Raw genomic sequence first — 20,465 nt, forward strand, 5'->3', positions numbered from 1 at the left:
CCGACTGTGAATTATATCACGCTTTTATTGGCTAATCGTTAGTTTCTTTACATCGCCATTGCGAGTCGTCACTAAGTAGCCTTCAGGCATTTCAATTGGCGCAACCGCAAAGCCGCTATCATCGACCAACTGTTGAGCAACAAACTCACCCGATGAACGATCTAACCAGTGCAGATAACCTTCAGTATCACCAACAACCACATAACCATTAATAATAGCAGGTGCTGTCAGTAAGCGGTTTTCTAACAATGGAGTGCTCCACAGTTCAGTACCACTACGCGCATCAACCGCAACCACATGGTCTTTGTCAGTCACAACGAACAAACGGCTGCCATCACTTGCTAAATCAATCGCTGACGAGTAGTTACGTTTCCAAACTGGCTTACCAGAACGAAGATCGATAGCAATCAGTTGACCATTGATACCTACGGTATATAGGGTGCCGCCAAGAACAACCGGTGATGCATCAACATCAACCAAACGATCAATTTCCGTTGCGCCTTTTGGTGTACCTACTGGCTGTTGCCAAATAAGCTGACCACGATCAACGATAGCTGCGGCTAAACGACCATTTGCCGTACCCCAGAATACACCACCTGAAACCGTAACAGGTGAGCTATCGCCACGAAGTGTTAGGCTTGGTACTTCTGTACTGATGGTCCATTTTTGCTCACCGCTTTCTTGATCTAACGCGGTCAACATGCCACGACTGGTATGAACAATAACCATGTTGCTTTCAGTTGCTGGGGATGCAAGCACCTCACCATTCACTGATACACGCCACAGCTCTTCACCGGTTGATTCATCCAGCGCGATCACTTCGCCATTTTCAGAACCAACAAATACCTTGCCGTAAGCTGCCGTTAAGCCACCCGATAAACGAGCCAGTACTTCTTTCTCAAGATCGACTTTCCAAAGCTCTTTACCTGTTTCAGGGTCAAGCGCTTTAACCATACCTTCACGGCTTGCAACAAATACTTTGTCGTAAGCCAATTCTGGCGTTAGTTTTGAAAAGTAGTGACCAACACCATCACCAACCGACGTAGACCATTCCTGGCTAGGAGTAAACTCGCTGTTTACCGTTGGTACTGGTGCCATGATTACGGTGTCTTCTTCACTTGCACAGCCCGCTAGCAGGCCAAGAGCAATCGCACACAACGCCGCTTTTGGAAACATCTTCTTCATTCAAAGCGCCTTATTTAGCTAGGTCGTCAAGTTTGATTTGAAGCGTTTGGCTCGCATCAGCAGCTTGTTGAGCTTCAGAGTATGCACTGTAAGCTGCATCTGTGTCGCCTTTACGAAGTGAGATATCACCACGCAGTTCAGCAACACGGCCTTTCCAAGATTCGTCAGTCATCGCTTCAAGATCAGTCAATGCTGCGTCAAATTCACCTTGCTCAGCTTTGATACGAGCAACACGGTAAGTCAGTAGTGGCGCTAATGCCGCGTCCTTAGTTGCCGATTTTGCCCACTCAAGTTGTTCTAGTGCAGCTGTAAGGTCACCCGCTTGAACTTGCGCTTTTGCTAATTGCATAGCAGCAAGTACTGAATATTCAGCGTCTTTGTTTGCGTCGATGAAAGCTTGAATATCAGATTGAGCATCAACGCCTTTAGCATCTAGAGCTGAGATTGCAGAGGTGTAGCTTTCTGAAGCGGCTTCACGCGCTTCAACGACTGAATCTTGGTAATAGCGCCAACCAAATAGGCCACCTAAACCAATAACCGCACCAAAGATTACGGCTTTGCCATTCTCTTTCCACCAATCTTTAATGGCTTCAACTTGTTGCTCTTCGCTATCGTAAAGTTCCACTTCCTGTCCTCTTTAATTCTTTAAACGCCAGCATAGTGCTGACGTTGATATTCATGATGAGCGTTTGCTCAATGGCTTAGATTAACGCAGCAACTTTTTCTGCAACTTCCGTTTGAGACACGGTTTGTTGCTCGCCGCCAACCAAATCTTTTAGCACAACTGTATTGTCAGCAACTTCGTTCTCACCAAGTACCAACGCCACAACAGCACCTACTTTGTCAGCACGTTTGAATTGCTTCTTGAAGTTACCACCACCGAAGTGGTTCATCACACGTACGCCTTCAACGTTATCGCGTAATTGATTCGCTAACTGCATGCCCGCGATCATTGTACCTTCGCCAGCAGCAACCATGTATACGTCAACACTACGACGAACTTCTGTAAGTTCTAGCGTTTCCATCATAAGGACTAGACGCTCTAGACCCATAGCGAAGCCAACAGCATTGGTTGCTTTGCCGCCGAGTTGTTCAACAAGACCATCGTAACGGCCACCACCACATACTGTACCTTGGGCACCAAGGCTGTCTGTGATCCACTCAAATACGGTGCGGTTGTAGTAATCTAGGCCGCGTACTAGACGCTCGTTAACTTGGTATTCGATACCAACAGCGTCAAGAAGTTCACACAAACCAGCAAAATGTTGCTTCGATTCTTCACCTAGATATTCAGATAGTCGAGGTGCGTCACCTAAGATAGCTTGAACATCCGGGTTCTTAGTATCCAGAACACGTAGAGGGTTAGTGTGCATGCGACGTTTGCAGTCTTCATCTAGCACATCAATGTGTTGCTCAAGGAAAGCCACTAACGCAGTACGGTAGCTTACGCGATCTTCTTGAGAACCGATTGAGTTCAATTCAAGACGAACGTGCTTATCGATACCTAGTTCACGCCATAGACGTGCTGTCATCATAATAAGTTCAGCGTCAACATCTGGGCCGTCTAGGCCAAACACTTCAACACCACATTGGTGGAATTGACGGTAACGACCTTTTTGAGGACGCTCGTGACGGAACATTGGGCCCATGTACCATAGGCGCTGTTCATCACGGTTAATAAGGCTGTTTTGAATACATGAACGTACACAACCTGCTGTTCCTTCTGGACGCAGCGTTAGACTGTCACCATTGCGGTCATCAAAGGTGTACATCTCTTTAGAAACAACGTCTGTCTCTTCACCAACCGCACGGCTAAATAGGTTTGTTTCTTCAACGATAGGCATACGTACTTCGTTGTAACCGTATGCGCTCACCACACTTTTAACTGCGCTTTCTACTTTCTGCCACAGTGGTGATTGAGTTGGAAGGCAGTCGTTCATGCCTCGAATTGCTTGGATATTTTTAGCCACAGTATTTATTCCGTAATTTCTCACGACCAGGTATCAGTGCGAATAGACAATCACACCCCATCGCGTTGTATTAATCTTCTAAGTTTTCTACATCAATGCGATTTGCTTTATCAAGCACTGATGCTTTTGCACGAATCTTAGCTTCAAGTTTGTCGACAAGGTCATCGTTATCGAAGCGCTCTTTCTGACGCTTACCGTCTTCGTAAAAAGCACTCTTACGTGCACTACCAGCTAGACCTAAGTGAGACACTTCAGCTTCACCAGGGCCGTTAACCACACAACCGATGATAGATACATCCATTGGAGTAATCACGTCTTCTAGGCGCTCTTCAAGGGCATTAACGGTGTTAATAACATCGAACTCTTGACGAGAACAGCTCGGGCACGCAATGAAGTTGATGCCACGCGAGCGAATGCGCAAAGATTTAAGAATATCAAAGCCAACTTTGATCTCTTCAACAGGATCAGCCGCTAACGAGATACGCAGCGTATCGCCGATACCTTCAGAGAGAAGCATGCCTAAACCTACCGCTGACTTCACAGAACCTGCACGCGCACCACCCGCTTCGGTAATGCCAAGGTGAAGAGGTTGATCAATCTGCTTAGCAAGCAAACGGTAAGAACCGACGGCTAGGAATACATCAGACGCCTTAACGCTGACTTTAAATTGATCAAAGTTCAAACGGTCTAGGATGTCGACGTGACGCATTGCAGATTCAACAAGCGCTTCTGCTGTAGGCTCTGTGTATTTCTCTTGGATCTCTTTTTCAAGAGAACCGCCGTTAACACCAATACGAATCGGGATATTCATATCACGAGCACAATCCACAACAGAGCGAATGCGGCTTTCGTTACCGATGTTACCTGGGTTGATACGCAGACAGTCAACACCGTATTCAGCCACTTTAAGTGCGATACGGTAGTCGAAGTGAATATCAGCAACCAAAGGAACAGAGACCTGCTGCTTGATTAGCTTAAAGGCTTCAGCTGCATCCATAGTCGGTACAGATACGCGAACGATATCAGCGCCAACTTTTTCCAGAGCTCTAATTTGAGCAACGGTCGCGGCTACATCTGTTGTTCTTGTGTTGGTCATGGATTGCACAGCAATTGGTGCACCATCACCGATCGGCACATCACCCACATAAATACGGGTTGATTTGCGACGAATAATAGGAGATTCGTGTTGCATATTAACTCTAAGGTAAGGTTATTCTAGCTACTTTGCCTGAAGTATACCCAGAAAGGTCGACAGGTTCACTTGCAAATGTCATCGATACGCCCTCTGGCGCACCTAGAATCACTTTATATGGCGCAGTTCCTGATAGATTTAACGACTGACCTGCTTTTTTGATGCCAGTCGACAAGGTTTTGCCCGAAGCATCTTTCACTTGGATCCAGCAATCAGCAGAGAACTGCATCACTAACTCGTTAATCACAGCTTCAGGCGCAGTGCTTGCTTCAACAGCTTCTGCATTAGCAGCAATTTCAGCATTAACAGCAACTTCAGCAGTTTGTTCTGTCTCTGTTGCTTGCTGTGCAGTAGTTTCGTCAGTTGAAGTAACAGAATCTTCCGCATCGCTTATCGCAGCAAGGTCATCAGTACTTTCAACAACAGAAGAACCCTCTTCATTTTGTTCAGCTTCAATCACTTCTAAAGAGGTGAATTCAGGGGCAAGTGATTCTTCTACAGCTAGCTCTTCTGAGCTTTCAGTATTAGCTAAAGATTGAGATAGGGTGTCTTGTTGTTGGTTCTGCCACCACCACAGTGAGGAGATACCCGCAATTACCGCAAAAATGCTCCAAGTAAGGATCATAATACGGCTGTTGTGCTTCTCGGTTTTGGTCTTACGAGAAAAGCTCAACATTTCTTGTTCTTGATGTTGAGCGTCACCAGCATGATGGAGTGCGCTCAATACGACCTTTTCGTCAAGATTGACGTATTTCGCGTATGAACGAATGTAGCCACGCATAAAGGTGGCAACTTGATCTGACTCGAATTGGTTTTCTTCAATTTGTTGGATCAGCGTAACGCGCAGCTTTAAACGATCAGAAATCTGCTTTTGTGTTAAACCAAGAGATTCTCGTTTATTTTTAAGCAGCGTTCCCGCTTCGATTTCTGGAGCGACAGTTTCTTTTGTTTGTGTTTCGTGTTCTGTGTTCATAGAGAGTGAACTTCTAAAGTATTATCGCAGGTTGATGAGAGCATTTTTATTGTCGTTTAAGCTCAATCTAACAACCCACTTTGTGTGGAATTTTTCCTGTTATCTAAATCATCAACCCTTAAAGACGAACATCACCCATTGACTATGGATGACCTTCTCAGGAAGCTAGTTTATCAAGTAGCCAACCTAAATAGACACATTGATGATTATCGGGTAACAAGCGAGCACTTAAATTAATTTAAGATGAGTTAATCATAAGCTAATGCCATTGCAAGGCAAAAACACTTTAAACAAAATTTACCGTCAGCTCATGGTTTTGTCCAAAATTTGACGAAAAATGTAAGAAAGCGTGGGGAAAAAATCCAATTATTGGAAATTCACCTTCCAGAAAAGCAACAAGCCAGAAGGAATCCTTCTGGCTTGTTTAGATCTAAATGGTATTTAAACCGCTTTTACTTGAATCACATCACCTGCGATCAAGTTAGCTTCAGAGGCGGCTTTCAGCATTTTAGTACGCTTGGTTCTATCAATAACATCACCAACCAGCTGACCACATGCGGCATCAATATCATCACCACGAGTTTTACGAACCGTAACTGTGTAGTTGTATTCCATCAGCGTTTTTTGGAAGCGATCAATACGAGAGTTGCTTGGCTTCTTATAAGGCGAACCCGGATAAGGGTTAAATGGAATCAAGTTGATCTTACAAGGCGTATCTTTCATTAGCTCAGCAAGTTCACGAGCGTGGTCCATATCATCATTCACATGATCCAACAGAACGTACTCAACCGTTACTTTGCCGCGGTTAGCATTTGAAGAAGCAATGTAGCGACGAACCGATGCTAGGAAGTCTTGGATATCCCAACGATCGTTGATTGGCATGATTTGGCTACGTAGTGCATCGTTTGGTGCGTGTAGAGAAATAGCCAGAGCTACATCGATGTTGTCTGTCATCTGATCAAGACCAGAAACAACACCAGATGTTGATACTGTTACACGACGCTTAGACAGTGAGAAACCTAGATCATCAAGCATCAGCTCCAATGATGGAATTAGGTTCTTCATGTTCAATAGAGGTTCACCCATACCCATCATTACGACGTTAGTAATTGGACGACGACCCGTTTCTTTCTCTAAACCGATTTCACGTGCAGCACGCCAGATTTGACCAACGATCTCTGAAACTTTCAGGTTACGGTTGAAGCCTTGTTGAGCCGTAGAGCAGAATTTACATTCAAGCGCGCAGCCTACTTGCGAAGAAACACATAGCGTCGCACGATCACCATCTGGGATGTATACAGTCTCAACGTCTTGGTCACCAACGCTCATCGCCCATTTAATGGTGCCATCCGCAGAGTGCTGAGCTTCAGAAACGATAGGTGCAACAATCTCACAGCGATGCAGCAGTTTCTCACGTAACTTTTTGTTGATGTTGTTCATTTGTTCGAAGTCATCGACACCGAAGTGATAAATCCACTTCATCACTTGCTCTGCTCGAAACGCTTTCTCATTCAGTTCTTCTGTGAAAAATTTACGAAGACCTTTACGATCAAAATCGAGTAGATTGACTTTAGCTGTGGTCATGATGCCTCTCAATGACGGAACAATAATTAAGGGCGCGAATTGTACAGCCTTTACGCGACTTCAACAAGCACTGTAAAACCTTGTGTTTACTAAGACATTCAAACTTAAGTGATTAAAATTCACACAGTCAAATTTACCTGCTTAAGTTCGGCCAATTCAAAGAGAGATTCCCGATTACGCTCCTCCGTCGCTTTCGGGAATGACGGGCTTTAACCACCTAATACTCGCACCCTCTCCGACCTCCTACTAACGCGACTTGTTCGTCATTCCAGAACCGAGGAACGAGGTATCTGGAATCTCCAATAGTAAACTCAGACTCCTGATATGCTCCTTCTTCACTCTCAGGAATAACACGAGAACTCACCAGAAATGAAAAAGGCTTCACCGAAGTGAAGCCTTTATTGAGACTTGCTGTTGTCTGCTTATTCAGCTGGACGCGGGCAAATTTCAGATTCTGGGAAGAAGAATTCGATTTCGCGAGCCGCAGATTCAGGGCTATCACTGCCGTGTACTGAGTTGTAACGCATGCTGATTGCGTAGTCAGCACGGATAGTGCCGCATGCAGCTTCTTCTGGGTTAGTTTTACCCATTAGTTCACGGTAACGAGCGATCGCATTTTCGCCTTCAAGTACTTGAACCATGATAGGACCAGAAGTCATGAACTCTTTTAGTGGTCCAAAGAAATCTTTACCTTCATGTTCTGCATAGAAGCCACTTGCTTGCGCTTCTGTAAGAGAAACCATTTTAGCGGCAATAATCTGTAGGCCAGCTTTTTCAATGCGGTGGTAGATTTCACCGACAAGGTTACGCTTAACTGCATCCGGCTTAACAATTGAGAACGTTCTTTCTAGAGCCATAGGGATTCCTTCACTTCATTTTTTTGTTATTAAATACTGAAATTACTAAGATCATTCGATCTGAGTTTATGAATAAGCGGTATCGAAATACCGCTCACTCTTATTATTATTTTGCTTGGTCGATAAGAAGACGAGCCAGTGTACGAACACCCATACCAGTCGCGCCTGCAGCCCACTTATCACTTGATGACTTGCGGTAAGTACCCGCGCAATCCATGTGAATCCAACCTTTTTTGTAGTCATCTACAAAGTAAGAAAGGAACGCGGCAGCTGTACTTGCACCCGGAGTGTAATCACCAGAGCTGATGTTTGAAAGATCAGCAAAGTTTGAAGGCAACATACCACGGTGGAAATCAGCAAGCGGCAATGGCCATAGACCTTCTTTCTCTTGGTTCGCAGCCGTTAGTGCTTGATGAGACAACTCATCATCAAAGCTCAATAATGCGTGGTAGTCGTTACCTAATGCATTTTTAGCCGCGCCAGTTAGCGTTGCACAGTCGATGATCAACTCAGGATTCTGAGCGCTTGCGAACATCAGGCCATCAGCCAAAACTAAACGACCTTCCGCATCGGTATTCATGATCTCGACAGTCTTACCATTTTTGTAAGTAATGATGTCGCCAAGCTTCAATGCACGACCAGAGATCATATTCTCTGCACAACATAAGATAAGCTTGATGCGCTTGTTCAGGCCACGTTCAATCGCAAGACCTAAACCACCGGTAATAGTCGCGGCGCCACCCATGTCAGCCTTCATTGCTGTCATGAATTGACCTGGCTTAATGCTGTAACCGCCTGAGTCGAAAGTGATACCTTTACCCACAAGACAAGCAAACACGGGTGCGTTTTCATCGCCGGTTGGGTTGAAGTCCAGTTGAAGCATTGCAGAAGTACGCTCAGAGCCGCGGCCTACCGCATAGATGCCTTCCCAACCTTCAGTTAGGAGATCTTTGTCTTTAACGATTTTCGCTTTAACAGTGCCTGCTGGTGCCACTGACTTGATGTATTCAGCTGCCATTGTAGCTAATTGACGAGGGGCAACTTCTTCAGCCGTTTTGTTGATGATGTCACGAGTCCAATCTGTCGCGCGGATACGTGCTTCTAATTCAACTTGATCAGCTTCAGCTAGAGCATCCCACTCCAATGCATTCTTTTTCTTTGGTCCACGGTAGCCTTGGTAAAAAGCCCAAACACTTTCTAGATCCCAGCCTTTACCGCTAAGTGCAACCAATGCGATACCTTGTCCGTCAAGCGTACGACCTGCACGTTGAACTGCGCCTAGATCGTGGCCTTCACCAATGTGAATTGTCGCTCCCGCTTCTGAAAACGATAAAATAGCTCTTGCTCCCCACTGAGGCTGGGCAGCTTCTTGACTTAAAAATACTGACATCTGTGTAGACATGATTTCTCCTTGTCATGAACCACTTTGAGTATGTGATTCTGATTGTTTTTTATTAGCGCACTGATGTTAGCATTATGTAGGAGGAAAATGTCATTTTGATAAAAAAACGGACCATAAGGTCCGCTTTTTTTAGTAAGAATTGTTAACTTGGCTGCGTTTTACATTGGACTGATACCAACCCGCGACCAAGTGATTAGACAAGAGGATTAATCCATCTCATCCATCCAGCACAATATAATGGCCTCTAGAATTTTCTCATTCGAGTGATTCGGCTCATCATCAAAATCTTCAAGATCTAGCACCCATTGATGCAAGTCCGTGAAGCGTACTGTTTTAGGATCGGTATCTGGGTATAAATCACATAGTTCAATCGCAATATCTCGCGAATCAATCCATTTCAAACTCATAACATTTCCTTATCTTTATCAGCGACGATTTGTCATCTTAGTGACTTATATTCTATGCCAGCTTTACTAACAGTTTTGGTCGAGCTTATTTCTTAGTGCTCTTCAGAAGCTAAGTTCAGTGTGTACTTTGGAATTTCAACTACAAGGTCAGTATCAGCCACTTTAGCTTGGCAACCAAGGCGAGATTCCATCTCTAAACCCCATGCTTTATCTAGCATGTCGTCTTCTAGGTCATCACTCTCTTCTAAAGAGTCGAAACCTTCACGAATCACGACGTGACATGTAGTACATGCACACGACTTCTCACATGCGTGTTCAATACCAATACCGGCCTTCAATGCAACATCAAGAACCGTCTCACCAGTTTTTGCTTCTAAAACAGCGCCTTCTGGACATAGATCTTCGTGAGGTAAAACAATAATCTTTGGCATGTTTATCTATTCTCTAACTATTAAATATTATCGACTGACTGACCTGACAGTGCAGCTCGAATTGATTTATCCATACGACGAGAAGCAAAGTCTTGGCTCGCTTTGTCGGTATTCTTAATTTCTAGTTCGATGGCATCAGCGCTTTCGCCATTACGCACTTCAATCAGTGCTTCAATAGCTTGCAGAAGGAGCTGTTTTTCTTGCTCATCAAGCAGCTCATCGCCATCAGCTTGCATTGCTGCAATAAGACCTTCGATAACACGATCTGCTTCTACACGTTGTTCAGCGAGAGCACGCGCTTGCATGTCTTCCTTAGCAAACGTCATCGAATCTTTCAGCATATTCGCCACTTCATTATCGCTTAAGCCGTAAGACGGTTTAACCTGAATTTCAGCTTGAACACCTGTGCTCTTCTCCATAGCAGTCACCGATAGCAGGCCATCAGCATCTACTTGGTAAGTCACACGAATATGCGCCGCACCAGCAGCCATTGGTGGAATGCCTTTTAGAGCAAAACGAGCCAATGAACGACAGTCATCAACCATCTCACGTTCACCTTGCACGGTGTGTACTGTCATTGCAGTTTGACCGTCTTTGAACGTGGTAAATTCTTGTGCGCGAGCAACAGGGATCGTGGTATTGCGTGGGATGATCTTTTCGACCAAGCCACCCATCGTTTCGATACCTAGGGAAAGAGGAATAACATCAAGCAGCAGCATTTCAGAGTCAGGCTTGTTGCCGACTAAGATATCCGCTTGGATAGAAGCGCCAATCGCAACCACTTCATCTGGGTTAATGCTGGTTAATGGCGTACGACCAAAAAAGTCACCGACCATTTCACGTACAAGTAACGTACGAGTTGAACCGCCGACCATCACGACTTCTAGAACATCATCCGCGTCAACTTCAGCATCTTTCAATGCACGACGACATGAAAGCAGTGTTTTCTTAACAAGCGGCTTAATGATGTCTTCAAACTCTTCACGAGTTAATGAACCAGCCCAACCCAACACTTCAACATTAACGCTTTCAGCTTCAGATAAGCCAATCTTCGCTTCTGTTGCTGCATCTAGAAGAATACGATTCTGTTCTGCGGTTAGCTCTGATAAGCCCATTTGCTCTTGGAAGTGCTCTGCGATCAAGTGGTCAAAGTCGTCTCCGCCTAATGCAGAGTCGCCACCCGTTGCTAATACTTCAAAAACACCTTTAGACAGGCGTAAGATAGAGATATCAAACGTGCCACCGCCAAGGTCATAAACCGCAATCACCCCTTCTTTACCTGAATCCAGACCGTAAGCAATCGCTGCCGCAGTAGGTTCATTAAGAAGACGTAACACGTGAAGACCAGCAAGTTGAGCCGCGTCTTTCGTACCAGCACGCTGTGCATCATCAAAATACGCAGGAACCGTAATTACGGCGCCAGATAACTCACCGCCTAACGTAGACTCAGCACGTTGGCCAAGCGCTCGTAGAATATCCGCAGAAACCTGGATTGGGTTCTTGTTGCCTTGTTCTGTGCGGATCACAGGTAAACCATTATCACTTTCTTCAAACTGATATGGCAGAGACGGGTATCGCTGTTGAATATCTGACAGTGAACGACCGATTAATCGCTTAACTGAGATAATGGTATTTTTAGGGTCAGTCTGCGCGTTAGCACGAGCTTCATCGCCAGTGGTGTACGACTCTGACGTATAGTGAACAACTGAAGGTAAAATGCTTCGACCTTGTTGATCAACGAGTGTACTTGCCTCGCCACTGCGTACTGCAGCAACCAACGAGTTTGTTGTACCTAAATCAATACCCACAGCAAGCTTGTGCTGGTGAGGAGCGGCGCTTTGCCCTGGTTCTGCAATCTGAAGTAGTGCCATGGATGTGTCCTTGTTATACAAACTAGCCGATCAAACGATCTTCAACTAATTCGATTTCATTCTTTAATTTTGCAATAAACTTAAGCTTTCTTACTCGGTCTGCAGCTTCTAGCCAAGCTTCGCTTTCGAGTTCTTGTTGGATAGCGCTTAATTGTTGTTTATACATTTTGCTAACCTTGCCTTCAAATGCAAATAGCGCATCTTCAGGATCAGAACTGTCTGCGATATCTTCCAGCTCTTCACGCAGTTCCATTTGCTCCATCAGGAACATCGGATCTTGCATGGTTTGTTGTTCGCCACGAATGTCTTCACCGTGTTGAACTAGCAGGTATTCTGCTCGGCTGATTGGATTCTTCAATACCTGATACGCATCGTTGATTTGTGCCGCTTTTTGCACGGCTAATAAGCGGTCACGCTCAGAAGCTATCGCAAATTTATCAGGATGGAATTGGCGTTGCAGATCTCTAAACTGAGAAGAAAGAAGGCTACCATCCAGTTGAAACTGAAGTGGTAGCCCAAATAATTCGAAATGATTCATGTAAAGGTGGTCCTAAGTTTAGGCTCTTTGTTCAGAGCCTAATTTTATTCTTCGCTTACAACGCTTAACGATTCAAGCGTTTAAACATTGAAGCTCTCACCACAACCACATTCGCCTTTCGCGTTCGGGTTGTTGAATTCAAAACCTTCGTTTAGGCCTTCTTTTACATAATCAAGCTCAGTACCGTCTAGGTATACTAGGCTCTTTGGATCAATGATGACCTTAACACCTGAGTGCTCAAACACTTCGTCTTCTTCGTTAAGCTCGTCAACGAATTCCAGTACATACGCCATACCCGAACAGCCAGTAGTTTTTACTGCTAAGCGTAACCCGAGACCTTTACCACGGTTATCTAGGAAAGCTTGAACTCGGCTTGCTGCCGTATCTGTCATGGTGATGGCCATACTACAACCTTGTGTTTTATATAAATTGAGAACTCAGGTGGGAGCACAAAGGGTGCTCCAAAATATTACTTATTTTGTCGACGTAATTACGGTATTGAAGCGATTAGTGCTTCTTTTTGTAATCCGCAACAGCTGCTTTGATTGCATCTTCAGCAAGAATTGAACAGTGAACTTTCACTGGTGGCAACTCAAGCTCTTCTGCGATTTCAGAGTTTTTAATAGCAGCAGCTTCATCAATACTTTTACCTTTAACCCACTCTGTAACCAGTGAGCTAGAAGCGATTGCGCTACCGCAACCGTAAGTCTTGAATTTTGCGTCTTCAATAATACCTTCTGCAGATACTTTGATTTGCAGTTTCATTACGTCACCACAAGCCGGTGCGCCAACCATGCCGCTACCTACACTTGGGTCTTCTTTATCAAACGAACCTACGTTACGTGGGTTTTCGTAGTGATCAATTACTTTTTCGCTATATGCCATGATAGTTACCTCGAATCCTCTATTTCCGTGAGATTAGTGATGAGCCCACTCAACAGTGTTCAAATCAATCCCTTCTTTATACATATCCCATAGAGGAGACATGTCGCGTAATTTGTTTACCGCTACACGGATTTGTGCAATCGCGTAGTCGATTTCTTCTTCCGTTGTGAAACGGCCGAATGAGAAACGTACTGAGCTGTGTGCCAGTTCATCGTTCAGACCAAGAGCACGTAGAACGTATGAAGGCTCTAGGCTTGCTGATGTACATGCAGAACCTGATGATACCGCTAGGTCTTTTAGAGACATAAGCAGAGACTCACCTTCAACGAAAGCGAAGCTCACGTTTAGGTTGTGTGGTACACGTTGGTCTAAGTCGCCGTTTACGGTTACTGCTTCTAGATCTTGAACACCTTTCAATAGGCGCTCACGAAGTGCTAGTGCGTGGTCGTAATCTTTCTGCATGTCTTGCTTAGCGATAGCAAACGCTTCGCCCATACCCACGATTTGGTGAGTAGCAAGCGTACCAGAACGGAAACCACGTTCATGACCGCCACCGTGCATTTGCGCTTCAAGGCGAATACGTGGCTTACGACGAACGTACAAAGCACCGATGCCTTTAGGGCCGTATGCTTTGTGTGCAGACATAGAGATAAGATCAACTTTCATCTCTTTTACGTCTAGTGGGATTTTACCCGCAGACTGCGCCGCATCAACGTGGAAGATAATCTTGCGTGCACGACATAATTCGCCGATTGCACCGATATCTTGGATTACACCAATCTCGTTGTTTACGTGCATGATAGAAACTAGAACAGTATCTTCACGCATTGCAGCTTGTAGCTTGTCTAGATCGATGATGCCGTTAGCTTCTGGCTCAAGGTATGTAACCTCAAAACCTTCACGCTCTAGTTGGCGACATGGATCAAGAACCGCTTTGTGTTCTGTTTTGCACGTGATTACGTGCTTACCTTTCTTCTCGTAAAAGTGCGCTGCACCTTTGATAGCAAGGTTATCTGACTCTGTAGCACCTGACGTAAAAACAATCTCACGTGGGTCTGCATTTAGTAGATCGGCAATTTGCTCACGAGCATTATCTACTGATTCTTCTGCCTGCCAGCCGTAACGGTGTGAACGAGATGCAGGGTTACCGAAGTTACCGTCCATCGTCATGCACTGAACCATTTTTTCAGCAACACGTGGATCGACTGGGCATGTAGCTGAATAGTCAAAGTAAATAGGCAGTTTCATTTTCTACTCCAATGTAAAAACTGACCGCTAAGAGCGGGCATTAACACCGTGAGGTGCTGCACTAATCGTTGTAGTGCTCGTATTTTTATGTGCAAAACCATTATTAACCGCAAGATCGATATCTTGACGATCAGAAATCTCTAAAACTTCGTTATCTTTCATTAGCTCACCGAGCGTAATGTCGTTTAAGAAGCTGCTGATTCGGGAGCTTAAATCACGCCATAAAGTGTGAGTTAAACAACGACTGCCACCTTGGCAATCTGCTCGACCGTGACACTTAGTTGCATCAACTGATTCGTCTACTGCAGCAATTACAGTTCCGACAGCGATGTCGCTCGCTTCAGCACCTAAACGGTAACCACCGCCAGGACCACGAACACTAGCAACTAAGCCAGCTTTACGTAACTTAGAAAATAGCTGTTCTAAGTAAGATAACGAGATGCCTTGTCGCTCTGAAATATCAGCCAGAGGAACTGGGCTTTTTTGCGAATGCAGTGCTACATCTAGCATAGCTGTTACCGCATATCTTCCTTTAGATGTAAGTTTCATATCACACCGTATCCACATTGTTTATGTGGTTGGAATCTTCCCATACCCGACTAAATTGGTCAAGTATTTAGTTGACTATTTTAGTCAGGTATTCACCCTTATTGTTTGTGCGGGCTTTATTTGTCGCTTTTGCTCTTCTCAATTGAAGTCAAAATGCCGCGTAGAGTGTTGATCTCTTGCAACTCTGGACGAGCTCGACTGAACAGACGACGTAGTTTATTCATCACCTGACCCGGCTTATCCTTAGAGATAAATTGGGTATCAATGATCACTTTTTCAAGGTGCTCATAGAACATTTCTAGTTCTTCGTGACGAGGGTACTCATCTTGTTGCTGTGGCTGATATTGGCTAGCGACCATATCAAGGTGAGCTACACGCACTTCGTAGCTCAGAGTCTGCACTGCCATTGCTAGGTTTAGTGAGCTGTATTCTGGGTTTGCAGGAATACATACATGGAAATGACACTTCTGAAGCTCATCATTGGTTAAGCCAGTGCGCTCACGGCCAAACACTAACGCTACAGGGTGCTTTTGACCTTCAACTGCAAATTTTTGTCCACATTCACGCGGCTCAAGCATTGGCCATTCAAGCGTACGAGAGCGTGCACTCGAACCAACCACCAAACCACAGTCTTTTACTGCTTCATCCAGTGTAGAAACGATGGTCGCGTTTTCCGCGATGTCACCTGCACCCGCAGCCAGTGCTAAGGTCTGCTCGTCAACTTCACATTGAGGGTCTACAAGAACTAACTGACTCAAACCCATCACTTTCATTGCGCGAGCTGCTGATCCGATATTTCCCGAATGAGACGTACCAACCAGAACGACTTTTACATTGTCTAACATGCTATATGACACCACTTTAAAAATAATCGCGAGATATTAACACATAGCTAAGTAAAATGGTCAGACCCTTCTCGGAATGTGAAATCAAGAGTTCAAAAAATAACCACTTCCCTTTTGGGGAAACTTTGGTATACTCGCCGCCGCTTTAAACTGTTCTTTAACATCTTGTGGGAAAAACCATATGCATCCAATGCTAAACATTGCGATACGCGCTGCGCGTAAAGCTGGCAACCATATTGCTAAATCTCTAGAAACAACTGATAAGATCGAATCGTCTCTAAAAGGTAACAACGATTACGTTACTAACATTGCTCAAGAAGCTGAGTACATGATCATTGAGACAATCAAATCATCTTACCCAGAGCACAGCATTATTTCTGAAGAGTCAGGCCTAACTGAAGGTAAAGATTCTGACGTACAATGGATCGTTGACCCACTAGATGGCACCAACAACTTTGTAAAAGGTTTCCCTCACTTCTCTGTATCTATCGCTGTTCGCATGAACGGTCGTACAGAAGTTGCTTGTGTTTATGACCCAATGCTAAACGAGCTATTCACAGCTCAACGTGGCGCTGGCGCTCAACTTAACAACGCTCGTATGCGTGTTACTCAACTAAAAGACCTTCAAGGTACTGTTCTAGCGACTGGTTTCCCATTCAAGCAAAAACAACACTCTGAATCTTTCATGAAGATCATCTCTGGTCTATTCGTTGATTGTGCTGATTTCCGTCGTACTGGTTCTCCAGCTCTTGACCTATGTTACCTAGCAGCTGGCCGTGTTGACGGTTACTTAGAACTAGGCCTTAAGCCATGGGATCTAGCAGCTGGCGATCTAATCGCTCGTGAAGCGGGTGCTATCATGACTGACTTTGCAGGCGGCACTGATTACATGACCTCTGGTAATGTTGTTGCTTCAAGCGCACGTGGTGTTAAGTCTATTCTTAAGCACGTTCGTGAGAACTCTAACGAAGGTATGCTGAAGTAATTCAGACCTTGCGTTAATGCTCTTTAGTTAAGAGCAGAAGATTTTCAAAGCCTCGCTATTGCGAGGCTTTTTTGTATCCGAGATACGAGATACGAGATACGAGATACGACCAAAATGTCGGTTAGTTGCAGTGAGCACAAATCACTGCTCTGTAAGCTGTATTTAGATCGCCACTAGATAGTGACTTAGCTACTTTGGCACTTGGTATTGGTATTGGTATTGGTATTGGTAAATACGACAATGTTCAGTCGGTTCCAAAAGCTAACCCACAATATACAGACATAAAAAAACCGCTAGTTGCCCAGCGGTTTTTTTGGTTTAGCGAAAGTTGTTAAGCCGTGGCCTAAGGCATTTCGTCAAACTCTTCACCTTCTTTGTCCACTTGTGGTGGCATTAGGTGTTCACGCGTAATACCCAACTTCATAGCTAGTGCAGATGCAACGTAGATAGAAGAGTAAGTACCAACGGTAATACCCAGTAGAAGTGCAGTCGCAAAGCCGTGAATCATAGCGCCGCCCTGAACGAACAGTGCGATAACTACGAATAACGTTGTACCAGAAGTGATCAATGTACGGCTCAATGTTTGTGTGATTGAGCTGTTCAGCACTTCAGGTGCCTCGCCTTTACGCATCTTACGGAAGTTCTCACGAATACGGTCAAATACCACTATGGTATCGTTGAGGGAGTAACCGACTACCGTTAGCAAGGCTGCTACGATGGTAAGGTCGACCTCAATTTGCATTAGAGAGAACACACCTAGTGTGATGATAACGTCGTGCGCTAGGGCTAATACAGCACCTGCAGCTAATCGCCATTCAAATCGCACTGATACGTAGATCAAGATACAGATCAGAGAAACAAGGATAGCAAGGCCACCAGCTTCTGTTAATTCGTCACCTACGTTAGGACCAACGAACTCGATACGACGCATCTCAACTTGCTCACCAGTACCATCTTTAATTGCAGACAGGATTTGGTTACCAAGCGTTTCGCCCGCAACACCATCACGTGGACGTAGACGAACCATTACCTCACGCGCAGAACCAAAGTTCTGAACCGTAGCATCACCAAAGCCTTCAGCTTCTAGTGCGCTTCGAATGTCAGGTAGGTTTGCTGGCTCCTCAAAACCCACTTCAATCAGGGTACCACCAGTAAAATCTAGACCCCAGTTCAACGATTTCGTTGTTAGAGTATAGATGGCAGTACCAATCATCAAGATTGAGAATAAAAAGGCAACCTTTGACCAACGCATGAAGTCGATCATTTTGTCTGCTTTTAGAATCTGAAACATATTAATTCCTAGCCTTAGATCGACAGTTTCTTAACGCGTTTGCCGCCATACATCAGGTTCACGATACAACGTGTTCCGATAATAGCTGTAAACATTGAAGTCAAGATACCGATTGATAACGTTACCGCGAAGCCTTTAATCGCACCTGTACCGACAGCAAATAGAATGATTGCTGTTAGTAGTGTGGTGATGTTGGCATCGGCGATTGTACTAAATGCGTTTGCATAACCTTGGTGAATCGCTTGTTGTGGACTACGTCCATCTCGAAGTTCTTCACGTATACGCTCAAAGATAAGAACGTTGGCATCGACTGCCATACCGACCGTCAATACGATACCGGCAATGCCTGGTAGCGTCATTGTCGCGCCAGGAATCATCGACATCACACCAATAATCAACACTAAGTTAGCCATCAGAGCGACGTTCGCAATCAAACCGAAAGTACGGTAGTAAAGCAGTGTAAACAGCATTACTGCAGCCATACCCCAAACCATCGCCATGATACCCATATCGATGTTTTGTTGACCCATAGATGGACCAATCGTACGCTCTTCTACAATCGAGATAGGCGCAATCAATGCACCTGCACGTAGTAGAAGTGCCAAGTTATGAGCTTCAGCCGTTGAGTCGATACCTGTAATACGGAAGTTACGGCCAAGCGCAGATTGAATCGTCGCTTGGTTAATCACTTCTTCGTGCTTACTTAGGATCACTCGGCCTTCAGGTGTTTTACGACCGCTGTCTTTATACTCTGCAAATACGGTTGCCATTAGCTTACCGATATTTTGACGAGAGAATGTAGACATCTTGCTACCACCTTCGCTGTCTAGCGAGATGTTAACTTGTGGGCGACCATATTCATCAACACTTGAGCTTGCATCTGTAATGCTAGAACCGCCTAAGATAACGCGTTTCTTAAGTACTACAGGACGACCATCGCGGTCTTGCTTAATTTCACTACCAGCAGGAGCACGGCCAGAAGCTGCAGCGGCCAAATCGGCACTGCTGTCCACTTCACGGAATTCAAGAGTCGCGGTTGCGCCTAAAATTTCTTTAGCACGAGCCGTGTCTTGAACACCTGGCAATTCCACTACGATACGGCTAGCACCTTGACGTTGAACCAAAGGCTCAGCAACACCGAGTTCGTTAACACGGTTACGTAGAATAGTAATGTTTTGCTCTACCGCATAATTGCGGATTTCTTGAAGACGAGTTTCAGTGAAGTTAGCAATCAAAGAGAAACGACCGTTAGATTCTGAATCTACGAACGTCATATCTTGGTGCTTAGATTGCAGTAGCGATTTCGCTTCAGCAAGCTGCTCTTCGTTACGCAGAATCACTTCAACCGCATCTTTACCCGATGGGCGAATAGCACGGTAGCGGATTTTCTCTTCACGAAGTTCACTGCGGAACGCTTCTTCTTGTTGGCCAACCAGTTTTTGCATCGCAGCGTCCATATCCACTTCCATTAAGAAGTGAACACCACCACGTAGATCAAGACCCAGTTTCATTGGTGCAGCACCAATAGATTCAAGCCAATCAGGAGTTGAAGCCGCTAGGTTTAAAGCTACGATAACGTCATCACCTAGTGCTTCTGTGATGATATCACGGGCACTGATTTGCGTATCTGTATCGTTAAATCGAACAAGAATGGAACCGTTTTCGAGAGCAACGGATTTAGTAGAAAGGTTTTCTGCTTCAAGAGCATTGGTGACAGCATCCAGCGTAGACAGATCTACAGAGGCGCCACGCGCCCCTGTAACTTGAACTGCCGGATCTTCACCGTATATATTTGGAAGTGCGTACAACGCAGCGATAGCGATGGCAAACATCACCATCAAATACTTCCATAACGGATAACGGTTTAGCACAGCGAGGATCCTCTAGCTGTTTATAGTGATTTCAGAGTACCTTTTGGTAGCACTGCTGTAACGAAGTCTTTCTTGATAACGACTTCGTTGTTTGCGTTCAGTTCGATAGCAACGTAGTCGCTGTCTTCAGCAATCTTAGTGATCTTGCCGATTAGGCCGCCGCTTGTAAGAACTTCATCGCCTTTGCCCATAGAAGACATAAGGCTCTTGTGCTCTTTAACACGCTTAGCTTGTGGACGGTAGATCATGAAGTAGAAGATCACAGCGAACATACCTAGCATGATAAGCATTTCGAAACCGCCGCCTGCTGGTGCACCTTCTGCTGCTGCGTGAGCTTGAGAAATAAACATTTAAAACATCCTCTATTATATTTTCGTAATT

21 protein-coding genes are annotated in these 20,465 nt (G+C 44.9%); 1 reads left to right on the plus strand and 20 read right to left on the minus strand.

Going from position 1 to position 20,465, the window contains the following annotated elements:
* Positions 1 to 24: 24 nt before the first annotated feature.
* The 17 genes from bamB to trmJ form a co-directional block, all read right to left on the minus strand.
* Positions 25 to 1,185 carry an outer membrane protein assembly factor BamB gene (gene bamB, locus AB4513_RS13205; RefSeq protein WP_009848297.1) on the minus strand — a complete coding sequence of 387 codons (1,161 nt, stop codon included), beginning with the start codon at positions 1,183 to 1,185 and terminating at the stop codon, positions 25 to 27.
* Positions 1,186 to 1,195: 10 nt separating this feature from the next.
* Complete coding sequence (locus tag AB4513_RS13210; RefSeq protein ID WP_065678454.1) at positions 1,196 to 1,810, minus strand: YfgM family protein; 615 nt, start codon at positions 1,808 to 1,810, stop codon at positions 1,196 to 1,198.
* 76 nt (positions 1,811 to 1,886) lie between these two features.
* Positions 1,887 to 3,155 carry a histidine--tRNA ligase gene (gene hisS, locus AB4513_RS13215; RefSeq protein WP_009848295.1) on the minus strand — a complete coding sequence of 423 codons (1,269 nt, stop codon included), beginning with the start codon at positions 3,153 to 3,155 and terminating at the stop codon, positions 1,887 to 1,889.
* A 70-nt stretch (positions 3,156 to 3,225) separates the two neighbouring features.
* Positions 3,226 to 4,347 (minus strand): flavodoxin-dependent (E)-4-hydroxy-3-methylbut-2-enyl-diphosphate synthase, encoded by a 1,122-nt coding sequence (ispG, locus tag AB4513_RS13220; RefSeq protein WP_009848294.1) that lies wholly within the window; start codon positions 4,345 to 4,347, stop codon positions 3,226 to 3,228.
* 7 nt (positions 4,348 to 4,354) lie between these two features.
* On the minus strand, positions 4,355 to 5,320 hold the full coding sequence (rodZ, locus tag AB4513_RS13225) for a cytoskeleton protein RodZ (protein ID WP_009848293.1): 966 nt from the start codon (positions 5,318 to 5,320) through the stop codon (positions 4,355 to 4,357).
* 441 nt (positions 5,321 to 5,761) lie between these two features.
* Entirely contained in the window at positions 5,762 to 6,904 is a 1,143-nt protein-coding gene (locus tag AB4513_RS13230; RefSeq protein ID WP_009848292.1) for a bifunctional tRNA (adenosine(37)-C2)-methyltransferase TrmG/ribosomal RNA large subunit methyltransferase RlmN, read from the minus strand.
* Positions 6,905 to 7,326: 422 nt separating this feature from the next.
* A complete protein-coding gene (gene ndk, locus AB4513_RS13235; protein ID WP_009848291.1) occupies positions 7,327 to 7,761 on the minus strand; it encodes a nucleoside-diphosphate kinase in 435 nt (144 codons plus the stop codon).
* Positions 7,762 to 7,867: 106 nt separating this feature from the next.
* Entirely contained in the window at positions 7,868 to 9,163 is a 1,296-nt protein-coding gene (gene pepB, locus AB4513_RS13240; RefSeq protein WP_009848290.1) for an aminopeptidase PepB, read from the minus strand.
* Positions 9,164 to 9,369: 206 nt separating this feature from the next.
* Positions 9,370 to 9,570, minus strand: a complete 201-nt coding sequence (iscX, locus tag AB4513_RS13245) for a Fe-S cluster assembly protein IscX (protein WP_004735099.1) — start codon at positions 9,568 to 9,570, stop codon at positions 9,370 to 9,372.
* Between the two features lie 92 nt (positions 9,571 to 9,662).
* Positions 9,663 to 10,001 (minus strand): ISC system 2Fe-2S type ferredoxin, encoded by a 339-nt coding sequence (gene fdx, locus AB4513_RS13250; protein WP_004735098.1) that lies wholly within the window; start codon positions 9,999 to 10,001, stop codon positions 9,663 to 9,665.
* Positions 10,002 to 10,021: 20 nt separating this feature from the next.
* Complete coding sequence (hscA, locus tag AB4513_RS13255; protein WP_102258222.1) at positions 10,022 to 11,872, minus strand: Fe-S protein assembly chaperone HscA; 1,851 nt, start codon at positions 11,870 to 11,872, stop codon at positions 10,022 to 10,024.
* A 22-nt stretch (positions 11,873 to 11,894) separates the two neighbouring features.
* Entirely contained in the window at positions 11,895 to 12,410 is a 516-nt protein-coding gene (hscB, locus tag AB4513_RS13260; protein ID WP_009848288.1) for a co-chaperone HscB, read from the minus strand.
* Positions 12,411 to 12,490: 80 nt separating this feature from the next.
* On the minus strand, positions 12,491 to 12,814 hold the full coding sequence (iscA, locus tag AB4513_RS13265; protein WP_004735095.1) for an iron-sulfur cluster assembly protein IscA: 324 nt from the start codon (positions 12,812 to 12,814) through the stop codon (positions 12,491 to 12,493).
* A 103-nt stretch (positions 12,815 to 12,917) separates the two neighbouring features.
* Positions 12,918 to 13,295: a Fe-S cluster assembly scaffold IscU gene (iscU, locus tag AB4513_RS13270; protein WP_004735094.1), complete on the minus strand. Its 378-nt coding sequence runs from the start codon at positions 13,293 to 13,295 to the stop codon at positions 12,918 to 12,920.
* Between the two features lie 33 nt (positions 13,296 to 13,328).
* On the minus strand, positions 13,329 to 14,543 hold the full coding sequence (locus AB4513_RS13275; protein WP_009848287.1) for an IscS subfamily cysteine desulfurase: 1,215 nt from the start codon (positions 14,541 to 14,543) through the stop codon (positions 13,329 to 13,331).
* A gap of 27 nt (positions 14,544 to 14,570) precedes the next feature.
* The gene (gene iscR / locus AB4513_RS13280) at positions 14,571 to 15,092 is read right to left on the minus strand and encodes a Fe-S cluster assembly transcriptional regulator IscR (RefSeq protein ID WP_010440512.1); all 522 of its coding nucleotides are present in this window, start codon (positions 15,090 to 15,092) and stop codon (positions 14,571 to 14,573) included.
* A gap of 116 nt (positions 15,093 to 15,208) precedes the next feature.
* Positions 15,209 to 15,937, minus strand: a complete 729-nt coding sequence (trmJ, locus tag AB4513_RS13285; protein WP_009848285.1) for a tRNA (cytosine(32)/uridine(32)-2'-O)-methyltransferase TrmJ — start codon at positions 15,935 to 15,937, stop codon at positions 15,209 to 15,211.
* A 181-nt stretch (positions 15,938 to 16,118) separates the two neighbouring features.
* Here trmJ and suhB point away from each other — a divergent pair, with 181 nt between their 5' ends.
* Positions 16,119 to 16,922 (plus strand): inositol-1-monophosphatase, encoded by an 804-nt coding sequence (suhB, locus tag AB4513_RS13290; protein ID WP_009848284.1) that lies wholly within the window; start codon positions 16,119 to 16,121, stop codon positions 16,920 to 16,922.
* 343 nt (positions 16,923 to 17,265) lie between these two features.
* Here suhB and secF read toward each other — a convergent pair whose 3' ends face one another.
* Genes secF through yajC form a run of 3 tightly spaced genes read right to left on the minus strand, consistent with a single transcriptional unit; the run spans position 17,266 to position 20,434 of the window.
* Positions 17,266 to 18,213 carry a protein translocase subunit SecF gene (secF, locus tag AB4513_RS13295; RefSeq protein WP_009848283.1) on the minus strand — a complete coding sequence of 316 codons (948 nt, stop codon included), beginning with the start codon at positions 18,211 to 18,213 and terminating at the stop codon, positions 17,266 to 17,268.
* Between the two features lie 14 nt (positions 18,214 to 18,227).
* Positions 18,228 to 20,084, minus strand: coding sequence for a protein translocase subunit SecD (gene secD, locus AB4513_RS13300; protein ID WP_009848282.1), 1,857 nt, complete (start codon positions 20,082 to 20,084; stop codon positions 18,228 to 18,230).
* Between the two features lie 20 nt (positions 20,085 to 20,104).
* Entirely contained in the window at positions 20,105 to 20,434 is a 330-nt protein-coding gene (yajC, locus tag AB4513_RS13305) for a preprotein translocase subunit YajC (RefSeq protein ID WP_009848281.1), read from the minus strand.
* Positions 20,435 to 20,465 lie beyond the last annotated feature (31 nt).

The organism is Vibrio sp. 10N.222.54.E6, from assembly GCF_041473955.1.
Lineage (GTDB): Bacteria > Pseudomonadota > Gammaproteobacteria > Enterobacterales > Vibrionaceae > Vibrio > Vibrio tasmaniensis_A.